The sequence below is a fragment of the Mycobacterium sp. NGS29 genome (genome assembly GCF_059812965.1).
The window spans coordinates 110868-132433 of record NZ_JCALDR010000017.1; the positions used below are offsets into that span (position 1 = coordinate 110868).

General features: G+C 66.7%; 22 protein-coding genes and 2 pseudogenes. 11 read left to right on the forward strand and 13 right to left on the reverse strand.

Features of this window, described 5'->3' with window-relative positions; genetic code table 11:
* Nucleotides 1-534 precede the first annotated feature (534 nt).
* From AC5Y5Z_RS20675 to AC5Y5Z_RS20690, 4 genes are all read right to left on the reverse strand, one after another.
* Complete coding sequence (locus AC5Y5Z_RS20675) at nucleotides 535-1344, reverse strand: polysaccharide deacetylase family protein (RefSeq protein ID WP_463828013.1); 810 nt, start codon at nucleotides 1342-1344, stop codon at nucleotides 535-537.
* A gap of 176 nt (nucleotides 1345-1520) precedes the next feature.
* Nucleotides 1521-2291: an SDR family NAD(P)-dependent oxidoreductase gene (locus tag AC5Y5Z_RS20680; protein WP_499927224.1), complete on the reverse strand. Its 771-nt coding sequence runs from the start codon at nucleotides 2289-2291 to the stop codon at nucleotides 1521-1523.
* A complete protein-coding gene (locus AC5Y5Z_RS20685; protein ID WP_499927226.1) occupies nucleotides 2291-3112 on the reverse strand; it encodes a mycofactocin-coupled SDR family oxidoreductase in 822 nt (273 codons plus the stop codon). The genes AC5Y5Z_RS20680 and AC5Y5Z_RS20685 overlap by 1 nt, the downstream gene beginning before the upstream one ends.
* A gap of 8 nt (nucleotides 3113-3120) precedes the next feature.
* Nucleotides 3121-3996 (reverse strand): SDR family NAD(P)-dependent oxidoreductase, encoded by an 876-nt coding sequence (locus AC5Y5Z_RS20690; protein WP_463827835.1) that lies wholly within the window; start codon nucleotides 3994-3996, stop codon nucleotides 3121-3123.
* 153 nt (nucleotides 3997-4149) lie between these two features.
* On the opposite strand from AC5Y5Z_RS20690, the gene AC5Y5Z_RS20695 reads away from it, so the two are divergent.
* Nucleotides 4150-5136, forward strand: a complete 987-nt coding sequence (locus AC5Y5Z_RS20695) for a LysR family transcriptional regulator (RefSeq protein ID WP_499927229.1) — start codon at nucleotides 4150-4152, stop codon at nucleotides 5134-5136.
* A complete protein-coding gene (locus tag AC5Y5Z_RS20700) occupies nucleotides 5133-5600 on the forward strand; it encodes an SRPBCC family protein (RefSeq protein ID WP_463827837.1) in 468 nt (155 codons plus the stop codon). Before AC5Y5Z_RS20695 ends, AC5Y5Z_RS20700 begins: the two co-directional genes overlap by 4 nt.
* 91 nt (nucleotides 5601-5691) lie before the next feature.
* Here the strand turns inward: AC5Y5Z_RS20700 and AC5Y5Z_RS20705 are convergent, their stop codons facing one another.
* Together AC5Y5Z_RS20705 and AC5Y5Z_RS20710 are read right to left on the reverse strand one after the other, a co-directional pair.
* On the reverse strand, nucleotides 5692-6417 hold the full coding sequence (locus tag AC5Y5Z_RS20705) for a cutinase family protein (RefSeq protein ID WP_499927231.1): 726 nt from the start codon (nucleotides 6415-6417) through the stop codon (nucleotides 5692-5694).
* Nucleotides 6418-6560: 143 nt separating this feature from the next.
* A complete protein-coding gene (locus tag AC5Y5Z_RS20710; RefSeq protein ID WP_463827839.1) occupies nucleotides 6561-7196 on the reverse strand; it encodes a TetR/AcrR family transcriptional regulator in 636 nt (211 codons plus the stop codon).
* Between the two features lie 117 nt (nucleotides 7197-7313).
* Between AC5Y5Z_RS20710 and AC5Y5Z_RS20715 the strand changes: the two genes are divergently transcribed.
* Nucleotides 7314-7952 carry a TetR/AcrR family transcriptional regulator gene (locus AC5Y5Z_RS20715; protein WP_473138811.1) on the forward strand — a complete coding sequence of 213 codons (639 nt, stop codon included), beginning with the start codon at nucleotides 7314-7316 and terminating at the stop codon, nucleotides 7950-7952.
* 168 nt (nucleotides 7953-8120) lie between these two features.
* Nucleotides 8121-9734 carry a PE domain-containing protein gene (locus AC5Y5Z_RS20720; protein ID WP_499927233.1) on the forward strand — a complete coding sequence of 538 codons (1614 nt, stop codon included), beginning with the start codon at nucleotides 8121-8123 and terminating at the stop codon, nucleotides 9732-9734.
* A 16-nt stretch (nucleotides 9735-9750) separates the two neighbouring features.
* Here the strand turns inward: AC5Y5Z_RS20720 and AC5Y5Z_RS20725 are convergent, their stop codons facing one another.
* On the reverse strand, nucleotides 9751-10572 hold the full coding sequence (locus AC5Y5Z_RS20725) for an SDR family oxidoreductase (RefSeq protein WP_499927235.1): 822 nt from the start codon (nucleotides 10570-10572) through the stop codon (nucleotides 9751-9753).
* Between the two features lie 77 nt (nucleotides 10573-10649).
* Here AC5Y5Z_RS20725 and AC5Y5Z_RS20730 point away from each other — a divergent pair, with 77 nt between their 5' ends.
* Complete coding sequence (locus AC5Y5Z_RS20730) at nucleotides 10650-11285, forward strand: class I SAM-dependent methyltransferase (protein ID WP_499927237.1); 636 nt, start codon at nucleotides 10650-10652, stop codon at nucleotides 11283-11285.
* On the opposite strand, the gene AC5Y5Z_RS20735 is transcribed toward AC5Y5Z_RS20730, so the two are convergent.
* From AC5Y5Z_RS20735 to AC5Y5Z_RS20745, 3 genes are read right to left on the reverse strand one after another with little or no spacing between them, the layout of a single operon-like run.
* Complete coding sequence (locus tag AC5Y5Z_RS20735) at nucleotides 11233-12054, reverse strand: SDR family NAD(P)-dependent oxidoreductase (protein ID WP_499927239.1); 822 nt, start codon at nucleotides 12052-12054, stop codon at nucleotides 11233-11235. The two genes, AC5Y5Z_RS20730 and AC5Y5Z_RS20735, sit on opposite strands and share 53 nt — an antisense overlap.
* A gap of 8 nt (nucleotides 12055-12062) precedes the next feature.
* Complete coding sequence (locus AC5Y5Z_RS20740) at nucleotides 12063-12470, reverse strand: nuclear transport factor 2 family protein (protein WP_473138816.1); 408 nt, start codon at nucleotides 12468-12470, stop codon at nucleotides 12063-12065.
* A complete protein-coding gene (locus tag AC5Y5Z_RS20745; RefSeq protein WP_499927259.1) occupies nucleotides 12467-13510 on the reverse strand; it encodes a zinc-binding dehydrogenase in 1044 nt (347 codons plus the stop codon). The genes AC5Y5Z_RS20740 and AC5Y5Z_RS20745 overlap by 4 nt, the downstream gene beginning before the upstream one ends.
* Nucleotides 13511-13754: 244 nt before the next feature.
* Here AC5Y5Z_RS20745 and AC5Y5Z_RS20750 point away from each other — a divergent pair, with 244 nt between their 5' ends.
* The 4 genes from AC5Y5Z_RS20750 (at nucleotide 13755) to AC5Y5Z_RS20765 (ending at nucleotide 16787) form a co-directional block, all read left to right on the forward strand.
* A complete protein-coding gene (locus tag AC5Y5Z_RS20750) occupies nucleotides 13755-14528 on the forward strand; it encodes a DUF2127 domain-containing protein (RefSeq protein WP_463828015.1) in 774 nt (257 codons plus the stop codon).
* 66 nt (nucleotides 14529-14594) lie between these two features.
* A complete protein-coding gene (locus AC5Y5Z_RS20755) occupies nucleotides 14595-15110 on the forward strand; it encodes a PaaI family thioesterase (protein ID WP_473138817.1) in 516 nt (171 codons plus the stop codon).
* A 25-nt stretch (nucleotides 15111-15135) separates the two neighbouring features.
* On the forward strand, nucleotides 15136-15618 hold the full coding sequence (locus tag AC5Y5Z_RS20760) for a winged helix-turn-helix transcriptional regulator (protein ID WP_499927242.1): 483 nt from the start codon (nucleotides 15136-15138) through the stop codon (nucleotides 15616-15618).
* Nucleotides 15619-15983: 365 nt separating this feature from the next.
* Nucleotides 15984-16787, forward strand: a complete 804-nt coding sequence (locus AC5Y5Z_RS20765; RefSeq protein WP_473138819.1) for an SDR family NAD(P)-dependent oxidoreductase — start codon at nucleotides 15984-15986, stop codon at nucleotides 16785-16787.
* A gap of 1 nt (nucleotide 16788) precedes the next feature.
* Here AC5Y5Z_RS20765 and sigC read toward each other — a convergent pair whose 3' ends face one another.
* Nucleotides 16789-17355: an RNA polymerase sigma factor SigC gene (gene sigC / locus AC5Y5Z_RS20770; RefSeq protein WP_473138820.1), complete on the reverse strand. Its 567-nt coding sequence runs from the start codon at nucleotides 17353-17355 to the stop codon at nucleotides 16789-16791.
* Between the two features lie 105 nt (nucleotides 17356-17460).
* On the opposite strand from sigC, the pseudogene AC5Y5Z_RS20775 reads away from it, so the two are divergent.
* Nucleotides 17461-19799: pseudogene (locus AC5Y5Z_RS20775) on the forward strand (heavy metal translocating P-type ATPase).
* 513 nt (nucleotides 19800-20312) lie between these two features.
* Here the strand turns inward: AC5Y5Z_RS20775 and AC5Y5Z_RS20780 are convergent.
* Both AC5Y5Z_RS20780 and AC5Y5Z_RS20785 read right to left on the reverse strand, forming a co-directional pair.
* Nucleotides 20313-20411: pseudogene (locus AC5Y5Z_RS20780) on the reverse strand (zf-HC2 domain-containing protein); the annotation flags it as partial.
* 72 nt (nucleotides 20412-20483) lie between these two features.
* Nucleotides 20484-21293: a class I SAM-dependent methyltransferase gene (locus AC5Y5Z_RS20785; RefSeq protein WP_499927244.1), complete on the reverse strand. Its 810-nt coding sequence runs from the start codon at nucleotides 21291-21293 to the stop codon at nucleotides 20484-20486.
* 115 nt (nucleotides 21294-21408) lie between these two features.
* Here AC5Y5Z_RS20785 and AC5Y5Z_RS20790 point away from each other — a divergent pair.
* On the forward strand, nucleotides 21409-21566 hold a 158-nt coding region (locus tag AC5Y5Z_RS20790; RefSeq protein ID WP_499927261.1), incomplete at its 3' end, for a PPE domain-containing protein.

The window sequence follows — 21566 nt, forward strand, 5'->3', positions numbered from 1 at the left end:
CATTCGACTCATGGGCGGGAGTTCGGGTGGTGAGCCGGGTCGCAGCGGGCATTCTTGCCATTCTTGTCGATGACGCGACTCAACACCGAGTCGTGGGCTTTTCGATTCGGTCGCCCATGAGCGTGCCCTTCGCACAACTTAATCAGCCCGCAGTGACGGTGCTGTTGTCCGACAAGCTATTTGGAGATCCGATCAGGGAGACATCGATGTCACTGCGAACTGGGTGATCGCGTCCGCTGCCAACTGCGCTCCGTCGCGGCGCCGGATCGCCACCCCGAGACTGCGGGCGGCTTGCTCGTAGCGAGGGTCGTGCAGCGTTGCCGCTACGGCTTTGCGAATGCGTTGCGGGCTAGCGTGTTTGGGCAGCAAGATGCCGGCCCCAGCCTTCTGGTGCGGCCCCCACGTGTTGTTGATCGATCAGACGATGTTGCAGCATCCGCCGCTAACCGGCATACGCACATGTGCTGAGGCCGACGAGGACAATGGACATGAAATTGTCCCCGCGACCGTGTGCGGGAGGGTGGACAGGAAAGGCTACGGCGTCTTCAGGAAGATGTCGTTGAAGGTGACGGTGCGTAGTTTTCGCTCGCGGATGATGTCGACCAGCTGCGGGTAGACGTGGGTGACCGGCAGGTGATTGAGGTGTCCGATCACAATCGACTGCGGGGTGAAGTACTGGTCGGCCATCTTCACGATGTATTCCTCGGTGATCAACGTGGAATCCGACAGCGAACCCGACCACAGCACCGGCACGGTGTATCCGAGGTCTGCCGCCACAGCGTCGACAGCCGCGTTGTGCTTGGCGTACGGCGGGCGCCAATAGGGTTTGGCGCCAACGCCATACGTCTTGCGAAGGAATTCGTCGTTGCGGCTGAGCTGCTTGGCGATCTCGCCCGGGGGGATCGAGGTGCAGTCGGGGTGCGACCAGGTGTGGTTGCCGAGCTCGATCTGACCGGATTCGACCAGCGGCCGCAACATCGCCACGTTGTCGGTCCACGAGTCGTATATGCCGTTGACGAAGAACGTCATCCGGATACCGGTGTCCTTGGCGAACTGCGTGTAGGCACGCACCACTTCGCTGTTGGTGCCGTCGTCGACCGTCAGGGCGAGCAGATCACCGGTCCCGGGCAGCTGGCTGAGCGCACCCCCGCCGGGGAGTCGGATGCGCGCACTGGGGGGCGGCGGCGGCAGCAGGCCGGCGACAGTCGGACCGGCGGGCAGTGGCACGGCAGCTGCCGGCGTCTGGGCGAACGTTCGCGGTTGCGGGTCGACCATGCAGCGGGCCAGACCCACGCTGGCCACTGCGGAGACGGCGAGCGACCCGAGAAATCGGCGTCGGTTCAGCTCAGACATTTCCCGGCCGCAATCGATCGCGTGATCCGGGCACGCCCCCACTCGGGCTGCGACCCAGGCTGACCAGCGACGACACCACAGCAGCGAACCGTACCACGGCCGGGGCGGCCGACTCGGCCGGAAACGCCGGTGTGCCGCCCGAGTGTTGTGGCAGTCACAGCTGTGGGTCACTGCCGCAGGTGTGAACCGCCGCCGATGTACCAGACCTGGCCGGTGATCCATTCCGCTTCGTCGGACAACAGGAAGCTGACCACGCCGGCGAGGTCGTCGGGTCTGCCCAGGCGGGTGGTCTTGCCGAACGTCAGGAAGGCCTGCTGAAGTTGCTGGTCGTTCTGCCGCTCCTGGGTCTCGCCCATCACGAGGCCGGGCATGACCCCGTTGCTCCTGATGTTGTGCCGGCCCCAGTTGACCGCGACGTGGCGGGTGAGGTGATTCACCGCGGCCTTGGACGCGCCGTAGGCGACGTGCATCGGGTCGCTGCCCAATGCCGCACCCGAGGATGTGTTGACGATGCTGCCGCCGCCGGCTTCGAGCAGATGCGGCAGAACCGCTCGGATCGTGCGGACGTAGCCCAGCAGGTTGACCTCCAATGTCCGGTGCCACACGTCGAGGTCGGTGTCCAGGATCGTGGTATCGCGTCCCAGGTTGTCCTCGGACAGGTCGGCGCCGACATTGTGCAGACCATGCACCGCGCCGAATTCCGCGAGGGTCCGCTCGACGAAGTGGCGGGCCGACCTCTCATGGGCGAGGTCGAATTCGACGACGATGGCCGCGCCGCCCGCCTCGGTGATCTGTTCGGCGGTGGCTGTGGCCGCGTCGACGTTGATATCGCCGATCGCAACCCGCGCGCCTTCGTCGGCCAACCGTTTGGCGGTGGCCGCCCCTATCCCGGTAGCACCGCCGGCGATGCAGAAAGTCTTGCCCCGCAGTCCGCGCATCAGCAGTAACCAACCCCGATGTCGACCGAAAGTTGGCTTCCCGTCACGAATTTGGATTGATCGGAGGCCAGCCAGGCGACCGCGTCGGAGATGTCTTCTGGTTGCGCGATGCCGTCGGGCAACAACGGTTTGTGCATGCCGCGCAGGTGTGGGTAGGTGTCGGCCGCCGATTGCAGCGCCTCCCGCATCCGGCCGGTGCCCATCGGCGTGGCGACCGCTCCCGGGTTCAGACTGTTGACGCGGATGTTGTACCGGCCCAGCTCGGCGGCGAATCCGCGCGCCATGCCGACGACGGCGTGCTTGCTGGCCGTGTAGTGGATCATGAACGACTGCATCTTGATCCCCGCGGCGGAACCGATCAGGATGATCGATCCGCCACGGCCGGCGTCGATGAGGTGCTGGGCCCCGGCCATCACGGTGTTCCAGGTGCCGATCACATTGGTGTCGATGGTGTCGCGGAATGCCTGCGCGCTGATCTGATCCCAGGGCGCGGGGCTGCAGATCCCGGCGTTGGCGACGATGATGTCCAATCGGCCGAGTTCGCGCACGGCGGAGTCGACCGCTCCGCGCAGCGCGTCCAGATCGCGTACGTCCACCTCGGCAGTGATGACCTTCCGGCCGTTGTCCTGTACCAGCCGTGCGGTCTCGGCGAGGTCGGCCGGCGTCGGCGAGTCGTACGGCACGCTGGCCGGCAAGGGTCCGGCCAGATCCACCGCAATGACGTCGGCGCCGTCGGCGCTGAGCCGTACCGCATGTGCACGGCCCTGCCCGCGTGCCGCGCCGGTGATCAACGCCACGCGTCCCGAAAGTGGTCGAGTCATGGGGTCGCTCATCCCATCCACTGCCCGCCGGCGACATCGATGGTCTGCCCGCACATGTAGTCGGCGGCCTCGGACGCCAGGAACGCGACGACGTTGGCGGCTTCCTCGGGCAATGAAGCCCGGCCAAGCTGGACCTGGTGGGTGATCGCCTCGCGAATCGCGTCGCGGCCGGCGCGCTGCCGGTCATCCTGCGGGTCCAGCAGATACTGGCGCATCTCCGCCTTGATCATGATTCCCGGCGCCACGCCCAACACGTTGACTCCCCGCGGAGCCACCTCGTGGGCCAGGTTGCGGGTGAACCCGATGACGCCCGCCTTGCAGGAGTTGTAGACCACCAGACCGCGCTGCTGGATGCGGCCGCCCACGGCTCCGATGTTGATGATCTTGCCCGACTGCTGCGGCAGCAGGTGCTGCAGCGCGGCGTGCGCGCCGTACATCATCATGGTCAAGCTGCCCAGCACGGTGTAGTCGATCTCCTGCTGGGTCTGCTTCTCAAAGGGACCGGCAGCCACCATCACCGGGTTATTCACCATGATGTCCAGCCCACCGAGCTCGGCGTAGGCCTGATCGACAGCCTGGTGCACCTGGTCCCACTGCGACATGTCGGCCTTGACCGGGACGGCGCGGACACCCCAGCGCTGTTCGACCTCCTGCGCGCGCCGCTGGACCTTCTCGAAGGTGCGACCGATCAGTGCCACATCTGCGCCGAGACCGCCGAGGCGGTGGGCAATGGCCTGGCCCAGCCCGTCACCACCAGCGCCGGTGACGAACGCCTTCTTGCCGGACAGGTCCATCAGGTCGGTAACCCGTTTACCGACGACGTGCTCCGGCAGTTGGTCCAATCCGAGTAGCTGCACCCAATCGGTCTCGACGTCCTGCGGCATTCAGACCCCACGTTCCACTCGACCAGACAGCTGCACCGGGCCGGCAACACCGGGCGGCTCACGCCGACGATATGACCGAAATGCGCAGCTCAGGTAATACCGATTCAGAAAACCAGTCATGCTCGATTTGTATGGCTGGTAGATGTGGAGGTGATGGACACTCATCGGCTCAAGTACTTCCTGCGGATAGCCGAAGAAGGTTCGATCACACGTGCCGCCACCGCCCTGGGCATCGCGCAGCCGGCCCTGAGTCGCCAGGTCCGGCTGCTCGAAGAAGATCTCGGCATCACGCTGTTCCAGCGGACGCGGCGAGGTGTGGTGCTGACCGAGGAGGGCGAGCGGCTGCGGGCGTCGACCGCCGCGCCGCTGCGTCAATTGGAACTCGCCGTGCAATACGCCGGGTCCCCGCTGGCGCGGATCGAGCGTGGCCTGCTGCTCGGCGTGGTGCCTACCGCGGCCGGCGTGCTGGCGGCTCCGCTGTCGGGCGGTCTTGCCGCGGCGTTTCCCAACGTCCACATCCACCTGGCGGTCGCCGACACCGACGATCTGGTGCAGCGGATGCTCCATGGCGCGATCGACCTCGCGGTGATCAATCCGGTGCCCGACGACCGGCTGTTCTTCCGTCCACTGCTGGTCGAAGAGCTGGTGCTGGTGGGCGGTCCCGCATCCGGGTTGGCACCGGACGTCCCGGTCCGGTTCACCGAACTGGCCACTATGCCGCTGGTGTTGCCCGGTGCGCCCACCGGGATCCGCAACACCTTGGAGAACACCGCGTTGCGTCTCAAAGTCACTGTGACAGCCCGCTTTTCGACGGACTCGCCCGACGTGGCGAAGTCATTGGTCGGGGCGGGGTTGGCGCATGCGGTGTTGCCGCTGTCGGCCTGCGACACGGAGGTAAGGGCCGGCCTGCTGCGGTATGCACCGATCTGCGAACCGGAGATCAGTCATCAGCTCGGTGTCGCGGCCACTGCTGCGCTCGAGGTGCCCCGCGAGTTCGCCGCGAAGGTCGGGGTGCTACTGCGCGACGAGGTCACGCGACTGGTCAAATCCGGCCGCTGGCCGGCGCGCGTCGTGCCGTCCGCGGCCTGGGATCCGAATTTCGCAGAGCCGCAACAATTGAGAGAAAGGGAGACACGATGACGATCAACGTCGTCGATGCCGGACCACGGCGGGTCAGTCGATCGGTGGAGGTTGCCGCCCCGGCGACCGAACTGTTCGAGATGGCAGCCGATCCCCGGCGTCACAGTGAACTCGACGGATCCGGCACGGTTCGCGACAACATCAAGACGCCGGCCAATCTTGTTGAAGGATCGAAGTTTTCGACCCATATGAAGATGCTGGGCGTGCCATACCGCATCACCAGCACGGTGACCGTGCTGGAACCGGACAAGGTGGTCGAATGGCGTCATCCGCTGGGGCACCGGTGGCGTTGGGAGTTCGAGGCACTCTCCCCGACGCTGACCCGGGTCACCGAGACTTTCGACTACCACAGCGCCGGAACGCTGAAGAACAAGCTGAAGTACTACGAGCGGATGGGCTTCGCGAAATCCAACGCGACCGGTATCGAGGCAACGCTCACCAAGCTGCGCGACCGCTACGCCTGATCGCCGCAGCACCGAGTGTGCGTCTCAACGACACCTGCACGGGGCGACGCGCCATGTTGTGAGATGCACGCCCGGTCCCTGGTCGCAGCGACTATTCCCCGAACCCGGCCGGAGGCGGCGCCGGCGCCGGACCCGGCGCGCCGACCCGACTGGCCGCGAACGCGGCACCCTGATCGATCGCCGCCGCATCGTCGGCGTAGGAGTTGTGGGCGGCGAAGTTGACGCCTTCGGAGCAAACCGGGTCGTCGATGGCGCAGATCTTCAGCGTCTTGGCCTGGTACAGCGGTCCGATCGCCACCTGCGGCTGACCGAGGAACTCCATGGCCCGCGCATTCGGCGTCCCGAACAACACCACCGCGGCGACGTGATCAGCCACCCCGGGGTCCAGCGGTTTGGGCACCGTGGCGGGGTCGACCCCGTCGGGCACCCGGGCCGACGTGACGAAGCCCATCACGGCCGCGCCCTGGGAGAAGCCGGAGAGCACCATCTTGGTCTTCGGGCACGCACCTGCCATCGAGTTGACGTGCGCACCGGCATCCCGGACGCCATCGATCCCGGTGGCCCATTCGTCGCTGGCGGGGTAGTTGACCGAGTACACGTCCATCGACTGCGCACCGATCCGGGGCCGCAGAGAATCCACGAACGCCTGACCCGTGGCGCCCAAACCGTCTTCCCCGGTACCCCTGGCGTACACCACCTGCACATCCGGGCACGGCGGCACCGCCGACGCGGACGGTATGACGGGCATGAATATTGCCGAACTCACCCCTGCGGCTACGGCAGCCGCGGACCCCAGAACACGCGAAATCATGGGCATTATTTTTCCCTCCTCACCGCATCCCAAACCAATGCAAGCGTAACGACGACGAGAAATTTTAGCGGCTCGACCGGTACCTAGCGAGCCGGTGGGGTGTGCCTGCACCTGCGGTAATGCTGTGTGGCGTAGCCAGCAGACTCTGGTCACCGTTCGGTCGGGATGCCAAAGAGAGTGCCTTTGAGCAATTGTTTGATCGACTCCAGGGTGGCGTCGTATGCCTGCGGCGACAGCCGCGCGGCCTGCTCGGACAGGCCTCGGGTGAGCGCGCACACGGCTTCGGTCGCGGCGGTCGTGCTGGTGCTCGGAGACAGCGTGCCGCGGCTTCGGGCGTCGTCGATGATCTCGGTGACGACGTCGCGCAGTGCCCTGGATCCCGGGTACTGCGGGCCTTCGGGACGCGACTGCGTGGTGCCCTGCGCACGGGTGGCCTGCAGAAATCCGGCCAAGGCGGGGTAGTCGCGCATCAGAGCCTTGGACTCGTCCAGTACCGCCTCGAGTCGGTCGACGATCTCGTCGGACCGGGCAGCGGCGTCGCGCAGCCGCGGCAGGACGATCTGCTCGATCTCTTCCCCGGTCGCTCGGATCAGTTCGGCCTTATTGGGGAAGTAGTGATAGAGGCTGCCGCTGGTCATGTTGGCGGCGCGGGCGATCTCGCGAATGGATGCCTGGGAGTAGCCGGTCGTGGCCACACACTTCATCGTCGCGTGGATGATTCGCCGACGGGTCTGCTCGCCGCTGGCGCCGACCGGCCGACCGAGTGGGGAAGAGCCGCCGGTCACGCCAGGTACCGCCGCGGACACCGGAAATAATTGATCGGTCGAATATATTCGACCGATGTGCCGCGTTCGGTGCAGCACCTGCGAGCGGCCGATCGGGCCGGTGAGGACACGAGACGCATGGCCCGCACGCAGCTGGGGCGTCCGGCCGGCGCCAGCGGCGAACAGACTCGGCAGCGGGTCATCCTGGCAACGATGAAGTGTGTGGCCGAGGTGGGATACTCCCGGGCGACGATCCGCCAGATCGCACAGTTGGCGCACGTGACAAGTGCCAGCCTGTACAACTATTTTCCGAACAAATCGGACTTGATCAGGGCGACCATCGCGACCCGGTCCGAAACCGCGATGCCACGGTTACGCCGCGCCGCCGCAGCCGCGGGCACCGTCGTCGACCGCATTACAGCAGTGCTCGAGGAGTGTGGAGAGCTACTGCGGGACTACCCCGACCTGGCTGCTTTCGAGTGGGCGATTCGGGCCGAGAACATCGGCAGCGATGGCGCCTCCGGTGACACGCGCCCGGGGTTCGAGTCGGTCCGCGAAATTCTCGCCGACATCGTCGGCGATGCACACCAGAACGGAGAGCTCGGGCCGGACCCCGATCCGCAGGCCGTGCTGGAGGCTGTCTACGCGCTGATCTACGGGTTGACCGAACTGGCAGCCACCCTGGCGCCGGCGGATTTCCACGATGCGCTCGGCGCGTCCAAGGTCCTGGTCGCCGGGGCACTCTTCGGCAGCAGCAGCTCTGATGCGATCAACTGATTGATTGCAGCGTCGGGCGAATCCTGGAGCGGGGCCGGACCTATTGCCCGAGATTCACGCCGCCTGAAGTGATCGACTGATCAATTAATTTCCTGTTTCCGGTCCCTGAACGGCGCGTTCCATTTACGATCAATCGATTGATTATATGAGCGGTGGACGGAGGCGGCCATGTCGTACGTGGTAACGGCACCGGAGTTGTTGTCGGCGGCAGCAACTCAACTGGGGCGCGTCCGGTTGGCCCTCGCAGTGGCGAACGCCGCCGCGGCGCTACCAACTGCCGGGATACCGGCCGCGGCCGACGATGAGGTGTCGACCGCGGTGGCAGCCCTGTTCGCCCAGCATGGTCGCGAGTATCAACTCCTGAGCGCGCAGGTCGGAGCGTTCCATACCCGGTTCGTCGAGTTGCTGGGTTCGGGGGCGGGCGCGTACGCAACGGCCGAGACACACAACGCGGCCGCACTGGCATTGGACCTGGTCAACGTACCCACCCGAACTCTGCTGGGTCGCCCGTTGGTCGGCACCGGCACGGATGGCCTGCCCGGCACTGGACAGGACGGCGGCGCGGGCGGACTGCTGTACGGCGACGGCGGCGACGGTGGCTCGGGCGCCGCCGGTCACGCGGGCGGCCGCGGTGGCAGCGCCGGATTGATCGGACGCGGTGGCGCCGGTGGTCAGGGTGGCGCGGCTGTCGATGCCATGGCTGCGGCTCCTGCCGGTGGTCGCGGCGGTGACGGCGGTTGGCTTTCCGGTGACGGTGGCGTCGGTGGCCGCGGCGGCACCGGCCAGATTCCGGGCGCGGGTGGCGCTGGCGGGTCCGGTGGGTTGCTGGGTGCTGACGGTGCCGCCGGGGCGTCGGGAGCCACAGCGACGAACCCTGGATCCCCGACCGATCCCGGCACCCCGAGCGAACCACCGCGGCCGAATGCCGTGGCGGCGGCCCGCGACGGTGACCTGGTTTCGTCGAACGGCGGAACCGTCACCGACGCCAATCTGACCGAGATCTCCGGCATCGATTCGGGCATCAACAACCCGGACGTCTACTGGGTGCACAACGATTCCGGGGACACCGCGCGCATCTTCGCGATCGACGCCAAGACCGGCCAGACGCTGGCCACCTACCAACTCAGTGGAGCAACCGCCAACGACTGGGAGGACATCGAGGTGGCCAAGGGGCCGGACGGCAAGTCCTACATCTATGTCGGCGACATCGGCGATAACGGTCAATCACGAAGCAGCGTAACCATTTACCGTGTCGAGGAGCCGATCGTCACCGGCACCGCGAACAACCCGACGAACACGACGCTGACCGGCGTCCAGCAGCAGAAACTGGTTTACCCGAACGGGCTGAGGCTCAATTCCGAAGCGCTGGCGGTCGATCCGGTCCACCACAACATGTTGCTCATCGAGAAGACTGACGGAGACGTCTCCCGGGTGTATTCGACACCGGACAGCGGGTGGAGCACCGCTGGCGCCAACCCGGCCACCAGGACACTGACACACGTTGCCACACTGAACCTTTCGGCGGCTGACGAACAACTCGTCACCAGCGCTGACTTCTCGCCGGACGGGTCGCAGTTGGCGGTGCGCACCTACGACGACGTGCTGTTATGGGACCGCAGCACCGGCAGCAGCTCCTGGTCACCGTTCAGCGAGCAACCGGTGGAGGGGCCGGTCGCGGCCGAACGGCAGGGTGAGGCGATCGCATTCCACCCCGATGGACGGGGATACGTGACCATCAGCGAGTATGCCGGTCAAACTCTGCACGAATACGACGAACGGTAGTCAGGTCGCTGGGCTGTCAGCGGTTCCCGGCCTTGAGGGCAGCGACTACCCCGCCGTCGACCAGCAGGTCGGCGCCGGTGATGAAAGATGCCTGGGGGCCGAGCAGAAATGTGGCCGCGGCCGCGATGTCGTCGGGAGTGCCGATGCGGCCGGTGCCCGACATCGCGATCATCGCCCGCATACCGTCACCGACCGCGGATGCCAACTCTTCCTGACCCATGGGAGTGGAGATGATGCCCGGGCTGATCGAGTTGATCCGCGCACCGCGTTCGCCCCATTGTGCGCTGGCAGCTCGGACCCGAATGAGGTTGGCCTGCTTGGCGATCGGATAGGCAAACGTGGATTCGGTGACGCTGCTGATGAATTCGAGGTCCAGCAACTCCGCGGGCGGATTGTGCGCCAACGCCTTTTCCTGGTCTGCGGTCAACGGCGGGAAGAGGTGGCCGGCCATGCTGGCGATCACCACGCCGGCCCCGCCCGGCGCGATCACTTCGCCGAATTCCTGCAGCACCAGGGCGACACCGAGCAGATCGACGGCCATCACCGCCTGTGCCGAAGCCTGTGCCGGGGACAGGCCGGCGGTGTGCGCCAACTGGGTAACGGTGCCGAGGGAGGCGGCGAAGTCGGCGAGTGCGTGCACTGACTCCGCGGCCGACACGTCGACGCGTTGGCTCTGCACCTCGTACCCATCCGTGACCAGCGCGTCGGTCACCGAGCTCAGGGTGGCGTCGTTGTTATCGGCCAGCAGTACCGTCTTGCCCGGACCGAGCCGCCGGGCGATGGCCTGACCCATGCCGCCCACGCCGACCACGACCAGCACTTCCCGGTACTGACTCATTGCATCTCCTCTGCGCACGTCCTGACTAAAACGTCCCCAGGCGAAGAATAGGGTGGTCGAGCGGTTAGGTTGGCTGCGTGTCGGCGGAACGACCGTGGAACATCAACATCCACTACGACTCTTTGGTCGATGCGACCGTCCCGCCCACCGCGCGCCAGGTGCTCGACGTCGGGTGCGGTGACGGCTTTCTGGCCGCCCGCCTGGCCGCTCGAATACCCGAGGTCACCGCGATCGACATCGACGCTCCCGTACTGGGGCGTGCCCGGGCTCGCTTTGCCGGTACTTCGGTCCGCTGGACACATGCAGACGTCATGACGGCCGATCTGCCCGGGTTCGACGCCGTGGTGTCCAACGCCGCCCTGCACCACATCGACGACACCCGAGCCGCGCTGGCAAGATTGGCGAGCCTGGTGCGACCCGGCGGAACGCTGGCCGTGGTCAGCTTCGTCAAACCTGCCCTGCGAGAAAGTTTGTGGCACCTGACCAGCTGGGTGGCCTGCGCGGTCGTCAACCAGGTCAAGGGAAAATGGGAGCACACCGCGCCGATCAAATGGCCTCCGCCGGATACGTTTTCGCAGCTGCGCACGCACGTTCGCGCGGTGCTCCCCGGAGCCCGCGTCCGCCGGCTGCTCTACGGACGGGTGCTGATCAGCTGGCAGGCTAGTGCGGAGGTGTGCCCATCGCCGCAGCGCTGGCCTGCGCCATCAGGTTGACCGCCTGGTTGCGCGTCAGCGATCCGAGCATCTGCATCGCCGCGCGCATGTCTTCACCGACGATCCAGGTCGGACCGTTCGTCAGGTTGTCGAACGCTTCGCTGATCACCTCGTCGACAGGGGCCGCGCCGGGTGGCATGTCGTCGGCCGATGTGATCTGACCGCGGCGGTATTCGAGTTCGCGCAGTGCGGGGGTGTCGGTCTTACCCAGGATGAAGCCCAGGACGTCAATGCCTTTGCCGTGCAGTTCAGCCCATAACGCCTCGGCGAAGACCATATCGAATGCCTTGGAGGCGCCGTAGGCGACCATGTTGGGTGCGCCGGCGAATCCGGCGCCCGATCCGAAGAGGACGATGCCGCCGCGCCCCCGCTCGACCATCGCCGGAGCGAAGTGGTGGCACAGCTGCATCGGCACCATGCAGTTGCGGTGCACCATCGACTCCGCGGCCTCGACCGAGTTGGCCAGGAACGGCTCGAAATTCGGGTCGGCGCCCGCGCAGTACACCAGGAAGCCGATCTCCAGATCACTGGTGGCTTCGGCGATGATGGTCGCCGCGTGCGGTTGCGCGAGATCGACTGCCAGAGTCCGCGTTTGCGCGTGAGTCGCCGAATTAATCTGTGCGGCAACTTGATCTAGCACGTCCCGGCGCCGCGCCAGCAGCACGACGTTGACCCCGCGCTGTACCAGGCCCATGGCGAACGCGGCACCCACGCCGTCGGATGCGCCCGCGACCAATGCCCACGGGCCGTACTTCGCGGCGAAGCTCATCGGCACTCCTAGCTCACCGCGGTGATGCGCACCGACGTGAATTGGCGCTTCGATATGCGCCAGCCTTCGTTCGTGCGGACGAGCACATCGTCGTAGAAGCCGACCGCGTTGACACCACCCTGGTTGTCGGCCGCCATGATCAGGCCGTCGATGTAGGTGCGGGCCTCGGCGCGGTCACCCTCGACGGTGATCGCGATGTTGCTCAGCCGGTGCAACGTGTATCCGGCCATCGCGTGCGCCAGTTCCATGAACTCCGCGACCGCGGAAGCGCTCGTCCAGGTGCCGATCTCGCCGTAGTCCACGTCGCACTCGGCGGCGAAAACCGTGCCGAGTAGCTGCCATTGGCGCCGGTCGATGGCCGTGGCATAACGCACCAACAGCTCCGAAATATCCTGGCGGTCTTCGCGTTCAGTCATTCGACGGCTCCGTTGGGATGAACCACGATCCGGGGCGGACCATCGGATCGGCGGGCGAGGTCGAGCGCGTCGGGCACTTCGTCGAGGGTGATGACCTTGCCCACGCTGGGTAATGGGTCGAGTCGTCCCGAGACGATCGCCTCGAGCGTGCCGTACCAGTCCTGCGGATGTGGGCCGCCACCGAATTGAATGGTGACCCCTTGCCGGGTGGCAGTGGTGATGTCCAGGGTGTCGCCGGTGTACCAGCCGCCGGCGCAATAGATCCGGGTGCCGAATTCGGCATCTTCGACGAGCCGCTGAATAAGGCCGGGGGCGCCGACACACTCGAAAATGACTGCCGGCCCGGGCAATCCGCGCTGACTGCGAATCTCGCGGAATGCGTCGAACGCCGACTGCTCGGCGGGGTCGACCACAACGTGGGCACCGAATCCGTTCCGGGCCAGTTCGCGTCGTTCGGCCTTGAAGTCGGACACGACGATCGGCTCCAGGCCGCGACTCGCCAGGGCGGCAACGGCAGACAACCCGACCGCGCCGGCACCGACGACGATCGGGACTTCACCGGGCGCGACGGCCGCCGACCGCACATAGAATTCGCCGCCGGCGAAGGCATCGGTGAGCGCGATTGCGTCACTGGAGATTTCACTGTCGACAGGTTTGGCAGCTGCCTCGGAGACCACCAGCAGTTCACCGAAGCTGCCCTGCGCTTCAGGATGCTGGCCGATGATGCGCATGCCTCCGGCACCGCCGTCCACCAGGCGGACCGGCATGGCCGTTACGCGGGTGCCGAGCGCACACTGATCCGAACAGTCGGGTCCGAGCTCGATTACTTCGCCGACGAACTCGTGACCGAGCACCACGTCCCGGTCGGCGTCGTAAAGCGATCGGCCGGTGGGGTCGTTGACGCCCAATTCCGGGTGATCCATGAAGTGCACGTCGGAGGCGCAGATCGCGGTACTGAGCGTCCGCAACAACAGCTCCCCGCGGCCGGGCCGGGGGTCGGCGGTATCGCGCACTTCCAACTTGCCGCCACGCAATACCACTGCCCGCATCGCCACAGACCCTCTTCCTGATTTTCGAACATTCGAGATTCAGCCCCGAATGTTCAAGGACTCACTCTATGGAACGGGGGTTCTTGCCGTCGAATGGTTCGATGCCGAGGAGTCGGTGGTGTCGCAAGGACGTAATGCCGCGGCACGGATCCGCTTGCGTTGTCTGCTACCCACATTGAATGATCTGCGCATGCCGGCGTCGGACCGGTCGCACACCGGCCCCGAAGGAGCGCGCGTGACCAAAGCCAGGAACCGTGCCCTGAACCGGTGGGAGTTGATCACCTGCGCGTTCGCCGGCCACGCCACCTACGCCCCCGACGACGAGGCGCTGGCCGACCGGCTGCATGCCAAGACCAACCTTGGCGACGTGTGGCGCTGCCTGCGCTGTGGTGATTTCGCGCTCGGCGAGCCGCACGGTCGCGGGCGCCCGGAGGACGCGCCGTTGATCATGCGCGGCAAGGCCCTGCGTCAAGCCATCATCATCCGTGCGCTGGCCGTCGAAAGACTCGGGCGCGCTGTGATTCTGGGTCTGGCTGCGTGGGCGGTCTGGACGTTTCGCGGATCGCGCGGAGCCATTCAGGCCACCCTCGATCGCGACTTGCCGATCTTTCGCGCCGCCGGCTTCAAGGTCGATCAGATGTCGGCCATCCACGAGCTGGAAAAGGCCTTGGCGGCAAAGCCTTCCACGCTGGCGCTGATCACCTGCCTGCTCGCCGCATACGCCGTGCTGCAGATCGTGGAAGGCATCGGCCTCTGGTTGCTCAAACGTTGGGGCGAGTACTTCGCGGTGGTGGCTACGTCTGTCTTTCTGCCGCTGGAGATTCACGACCTGCTCAAGGGAGTGACCACCACCAGGGTGGCCACCCTGACCATCAACATTGCCGCCGTCCTGTACCTGGTGATCTCCAAGCGCTTGTTCGGGGCGCGGGGCGGGCGCCGCGCCTACGACGAGGAATTGCACGGCGAGCAGTTGTTGGACCTCGAACGTGCTGCGATGACCGCTTCCTGAATACCGCCGAGTGACCAAGACGACACTGACTTGACTCGAGTTTAGTCAGCGGTGAGGATGGTCGCTGTGACCGAGACAACCTGCGATACCCGACGAGCCGGGCGAACCCGGACCATCGAATGGGCCGATCCGCTGGAGCCGGCCAACGCGGCGCGCAACCGCAGCGGGCTGGACTTCCTCAAGGCCATGGTCGACGGCGAAGTGGCGCCGCCGCCGGTGATGACGACGATCGGTGCGCGACTGGAGGCTGTCTCGGAAGGGACCGCCGTCTTCACCATGACGCCGGCCGAATTCCACTACAACCCGATCGGTTCCGTCCACGGTGGCATGTATTGCACGCTGCTGGACTCGGCCGCCGCCTGTGCGGTCCACAGCATGCTGCCGGCCGGCGTCGCCTACACCAGCCTCGATCTGTCGGTGCGCTTCATCGGCGCCATCAGCGTCGACACCGGACCGGTGCGCGCCACCGGAACCGTCAAACACCTCGGCCGCCGTACCGCGCTCGCCGAAGCGGTGCTGACCAGCGGCACCGGCAAGCTGTTGGCCACGGCGACCAGCAACTGTCTGATCATCCATCCGTAATCGATTGCAGCACAACAGGACAGACATGAACTTAGCGGGCCAGCTAGCTGATCGGGACCGTTGGGCGGCGGCGGACTGGTGCCCGATGGAACACGCGCTGCAGCTGATCGGCACCCGTTCAGCGATGGTGTTGCTACGGGAGGCGTTCTTCGGTGAACGGCGCTTCGACGATCTGGCGCGCCGCGCCGGGGTGACCGAACAGATCGCGGCCAAACGGCTGCGCCAACTCGTCGACGCGGGCCTGCTGGAAAAGCGGCCCTATCAACAGCCGGGCCAGCGCACCCGTTACGAATACGTGCTCACCGAGCGTGGCCGCGCCCTGTTCCCGGTGCTCGTCAGCCTGATCGAATTCGGCAGACTGCTGCAGGGCGAGGCCGGTGCGATGGAGCTCGTCCACGACGGCTGCGGTGCGGCCGTGGCACCGCACGTCCGGTGTACAGCGGGTCACGACGTTTCGTTGACTGACACGACAGTGCGCATTGCGAAGCGCGGAAGCCGCATGGTGTGACGTCGCGGCCCGCCCCACGCAGTTGTGCCGGATCCCACACAGCCGGTTCTCTCGTTGTTCACCTGAGGGCGGCCATGATGTAAAGGGGACAGACTGCAATTCAACAAGTGACTCATCCGCCGCACCGACCCGGCACTCGCCGAGGACAACACGAGTCGCACTGACGAGGGACCACTGCCGTGACAGCACTACACAACTGGATGAATCCGGGCCCCAGTGGCGCTGACATCGTCGCACCCATCAAGGCGCGGGCCTGCCACGCGTGGCACGCCGTGCGGCGCAGCCAACCGAGCCGGTCGGCCAGCGCTTTCCGCTTGATGGAGCGGGGCGCCGAGCGCTGCTGAGATACCGGGTACGGTCAGTAGATGGCCCTCCCACCAGCCGGTAAGGACCGCGCCGCGATCGTCACCGGTGCCTCGTCGGGTATCGGCGAGCAGCTCGCCCAGATCCTGTCGAAACGCGGCTATCAGGTGGTGTTGGTGGCGCGCAGCGCCGACCGCCTCGAAGAGATCGCCGCCCGATTGGGCGCATCGGCGCATCCACTGCCCGCCGACCTGTCCGATCGCACCGACCGGGCTAGCCTGCTGGACCGCGTCACCGCCCTCGGCCTGACCCCTGACATCCTGATCAACAACGCCGGGCTGTCCACCACGGGCGTCGTCGCGAAATCCGACCCCGAGCAGGAACTCAACCTGGTCGAGGTCGACGTCGCCGCTGTCGTCGACCTGTGCAGCCGGTTCCTGCGGGGCATGGTGGACCGCCATCGCGGCGCCATCCTCAACGTTGCCTCGGTGGCCGCGTTCGGGCCGCTGCCGGGGCAAGCAGCCTACGGCGCGGCCAAGGCGTTCGTGCTGTCCTACTCCCACAGCCTGCGGGGTGAATTGACGGGCACCGGCGTCTCGGTGACGGCGCTGTGCCCCGGCCCGGTGGACACCGGCTTCGGCGAAGCGGCCGGATTCTCCAAGGAAGAGGCCGACGCGGCGTTACCTCGGGTGATGTGGGTCCCGGCCGATAAGGTGGCGCAGGCCGGAATCGACGGGCTGGCCGCCGGCAAGGCCGTCGTCGTACCGGGTCTGGTCAACCGGATCTCGTCCGGACTGTTCCGGATCGCACCACCGGAGTGGATGCTGCCGCTGCTCACCCGCAGTCATCCTGCGCTCAAGCGCTGAACTAGCCGGTGCGGTCGCTCTCGCTGGCGGCGCGCAGCAGATCGTCGCGCGCCCGGGCCACCCGGGAGCGGACGGTACCGACCGGACACCCGGCCACCTCGGCTGCTTCGTCGTAGGACAGCCCGAGGATCTGGGTCAGCACCAGGGCCTCGCGCCGTTTGGGGTCGAGTCCGTCGATCAATATCCGGATCTCCACCATGTTCTCGATCCGGTTGCCGCGCGGGCCCACCGCCTGGCCGGCGGCGAGCGCCGTGTCGAGATCGACCACGTGAGTAGTGCGCGGCCGGCTCGTGTTGTGCCGGATCTGATCGACCACGACGCGACGCGCGATCGACAGCAACCAGGTGCGGGCGGTGGAACGCCCGGCGAAGCGCGGCAGCGCGCCGATCGCCCGCAGAAACGTCTCCTGCGTCAGATCGTCGGCGCTGGCGGGATCGGTGAGATAAGCGACCATCCGCCACACATCGCGCTGGGTGGCCTGGATGAACTGCGTGAGCGCGGCCTGGTCGCCTCGTCCGGCGCACTTGGCGAGCTGGGTGATCTGGTCGTCGTCGCCACCTGTCGCCACGGATGTTGAGAATAGGGCATAACTTCCACGACGAGGTGGGAACTAGCGGGCTGGTTGCTACGACTGATCTAGTCGGAACGCATTTTCACGAGATGAGGACCCACGATGACGGCGACGACCGCCCCCACTGAGGCGCACCCAGAGCTCGAGGTCGTCCGACTCGACATCACCGGGATGTCGTGCGTCGCCTGCGCTCACCGGGTGAAATCGACTCTCAACAAACTGCCCGGCGTGCGTGCCTCGGTCAACTTCGCGACCCGGGTCGCGACCGTCGAATCCGGTGAGAACGTCACGGCTGACCAGCTGTGCGAGGCGGTCCGCGCTGCGGGGTATGACGCCAAGGTGCGCCGCGGCGGTGACCTCGGCAGCGACCCCGACGCCGACCGTGCGCGATATCTGCTCATCCGGTTGGCGGTCGCCGCCGTGTGCTTTGTCCCGCTGGCGCACCTGTCGGTGTTGTTCGCGGTACTGCCCAGCTCCCGTTTCACCGGCTGGGAGTGGGTGCTGACCGGGCTGGCCCTGCCGGTGGTGCTGTGGGCGGCGTGGCCGTTCCACCGCATCGCGCTGCGCAACGCGATGCACGGCGGCGCGTCGATGGAGACGTTGATCTCCGTGGGCATCACGGCCGCCACCATCTGGTCGTTCTATACCGTCTTCAGCGTCCACCCGACCACCGAGCGGCGGGGTGTCTGGCAGGCACTGCTGGGCAGTGACGCGATCTACTTCGAAGTCGCCGCAGGCGTGACGGTGTTTGTATTGGCGGGCCGCTACTTCGAAGCCCGGGCGAAGTCGCGGGCCGGCGGCGCCCTGCGGGCGCTGGCCGCGCTCAGCGCCAAGGATGTAGCGGTACTGCAGGCTGACGGGTCGGAATCGGTCATTCCCGCAGACGAGCTGCAAGAGCAGCAGCGCTTCGTTGTCCGCCCCGGTCAGACGATCGCCGCCGACGGACTCGTCGTCGAAGGGTCCGCCGCGGTGGATATCAGCGCGATGACCGGCGAGGCCAAACCGGTGCGGGCGCGTCCCGGATCGCAGGTCGTCGGCGGCACGACGGTGCTCGACGGGAGGCTGATCGTGGAGGCGGCTGCGGTGGGCGCCGACACCCAGTTCGCCGGCATGGTCCGGTTGGTCGAACAGGCGCAGGCGCAGAAGGCCGAGGCGCAACGACTCGCCGACCGGATCGCCTCGGTGTTCGTGCCGTGCGTGTTCGCGATCGCGGCCCTGACCGCCGCTGGTTGGCTGATTACTGGCGGACAGCTCGATCAGGCTTTCTCAGCCACCCTGGCCGTGCTGGTCATCGCCTGCCCGTGTGCGCTGGGCCTGGCCACCCCGACAGCGATGATGGTGGCGTCCGGTCGTGGCGCCCAACTCGGCATCTTCATCAAGGGCCACCAGTCGTTGGAGGCCAGCCGCGCTGTCGACACAGTCGTATTCGACAAGACCGGCACGTTGACGACGGGCCACTTGACGGTCGGCGCGGTGACCGTGGCGCCGGGCTGGGACGCCGACGAGGTACGCGAGCTGGCGGCGGCAGTGGAGGCAGCGTCCGAACACGCGGTCGGGCTGGCGATCGCGGCATCGGCAGCCCAACACCAACCGGTCAGCGACTTCCGTGCGGCGCCCGGTCGTGGCGTCAGCGGCAGTGTGGCCGGCCGCAAAGTGCGAGTCGGCAAACCGTCGTGGATCGGCGCCCCGGGACCGGAAACCGTCCTCACCGCGGCTCGGCGCAGCGCCGAATCACGGGGCGAGACAGCGGTTCTCGTCGAAGTCGACGGTGCGCCCTGCGGTGTCATCGCGGTGGGTGACACCGTCAAGGACTCGGCGGCCGGCGCGGTCGCCACCCTGCACGAGCGGGGCTATCGGACGGTGTTGTTGACCGGAGACAACCCGGCGGCAGCGGCCGCGGTGGCCGCTCGCGTCGGCCTGGACGAGGTGATCGCCGACATCCTGCCCGAAGGCAAGGTCGACGTGATCGAGCAGCTGCGCGAGCGCGGGCACGTGGTGGCCATGGTGGGCGACGGCATCAACGACGGACCGGCACTGGCGTGCGCCGATCTGGGTATGGCGATGGGACGTGGCACCGACGTCGCGATCGGTGCGGCTGACGTCATCTTGGTGCGCGACGACCTCGAAGTGGTGCCCTTGGCGCTGGATCTGGCTGCGGCGACGATGCGCACCATCAGAGTCAACATGATCTGGGCGTTCGGCTACAACATCGCCGCGATCCCGATCGCCGCGGCCGGGCTGCTCAACCCGCTGATCGCCGGGGGAGCGATGGCGTTCTCGTCGTTCTTCGTGGTGTCAAACAGCCTGCGGCTGCGCAACTTCGGCGTGGGCCGCCGACCGAAAGGCTAGGCCGCCCCGTCCGTCGGCCACAGGTGACCGCGCCGGCGGCCGCGAGATGCGTTGTCGGGCAACACAATCTCCGGCTCTGTTGCGATATCTGACGGCGCCGGCCGGGGAGTCTGGTGGCTTCGCCACACCATGATCGCGAGGACGGCGCCAAGAAGCACCGGACCGTGGGTCAGCATCCGCGCGGCGGTGACGGCACCGGACAGGGCGTCGGCCACCGCATAGCCGGTCAGCACACCGACGAACACCGTCAGCACGCCGGCGAGACCGGCAGCGGCACGCGGCCACAACGCCGCACCCATCATCGAAACCGCAAGTGCGACCGACCACGACGTCGACTCGTTGACCAGGTGGCTGCCCGGGTTGCCACCGTGATCGTGATCCAATCCGACACTCAGGCCCAGGGCCTGTGCGACGGCCAGGATCAGCTGAACCAGGCCGACACCGAGCAAAGCCCAACGCTGCCAAACCATTCGGGCCCGTCGGGGCCGGGGGATGCGGTCGGGCCCGAACGGGCCCAGTGGTGTGATCACCGGCCGGGACTGGACCAGGCGCCGCAGCAGTTCGGCCTGGTCGCCTGCCTGCTCGTACCAGGCTCGACAGGCAGCGCACTCGCCCAGGTGCTCGTCGACGCGCGCCGAAGGTACCGGCTCCCGCTCCCCGTCGATGCGAGCCGACAAGGCTTCGCGGGCCACCTCGCAATCCATGTCTCTATAGTCGCGCAACGGCGGCGAATAATTCCCGGTGCACCCGTACTTTTCCGCCGGTAGTCAAACCGGTCAACCGAATTCGACGAGCGTGGTCGGAGCCCGCAAGCGGCGCAGCGCAGACAGCCGGTAAGCCAGCGGGACGACGCTCCGCAGCAGCCTGCCCCGCCCCGGGGGCGCCGGCAACTCACGCACCGAGCGGACACCGGCCACCGCGCGCAAGTCGTCGTAGTTGTCGGCAGTGAACCAGAACGGCATCGGCGGCGCCGTGTAGTACTTGCTGAGCTTGAACCCCCGCCGCCGCGAGTACACGCTCAGCAACCACGGGATGCTGTCGAAAACCAGCCGGCCACCGGGAAAACGGTGGGCGCACGCCGCAATCAGGGCAAACACCGCGTCGCGGTCGAGATACTGGAACAATCCCTCGGCGGTGATCAGCACACCGTCGGTGTCGTCGACCTGATCCATCCAGGAGTGGTCGAGCGCGGACTGAGCACAGTACCGCAGCCGGTCGCAGGCGGGCAGCAGTTGCCGGCGCAACTGCACGATCGGCTCCAGGTCCACCGAGATCCAGTTGAGTTCGCCGTTGTCGAGACGCCAGAAGCTCGTTTGCAGTCCCTCTGCCAGTGCGACGACGGTGGCGCGCGGATGCGCGGCCAGGAATTGACGTGAAACATCGTCGAATGCCAAGGCGCGCAACGCAGTGGCTTGATGGGTACGGCCGAAGTTCTCGTAGTCGTAGTCGATGCTGTCCCGCAGCTCGATCGCCATCGGGTCGTCGATGATGCCGTCGGACCGGGCGGCCTCGCTCGCTCGCTGATGCAGCGTGATGAGTGCGGTCTCGGAGATCCCGTCGAGGTGACGGCCGTCGACGACTGGCATGGATCTGACTGTACTGACCTGCGCACGAGGGTCCTGCTCCAATTGAGCGCCGCGGGAACTTTCCGCCGGCCCGCAACGACTACACCTCCGACACGCGCGAGAAGGAGGTGGACGCCTGACCGGCCCGATATGGATGGCGATGCCTCCGGAGGTGCATGCGGCCCTGTTGAGCGCCGGGCCGGGCCCGGGTTCGCTGCTGGCCGCCGCAGCCCAGTGGCAGGGGCTCAGCATCCAGTACAGCAATACCGCAGCCGAGTTGAGCCAGCTGCTCGC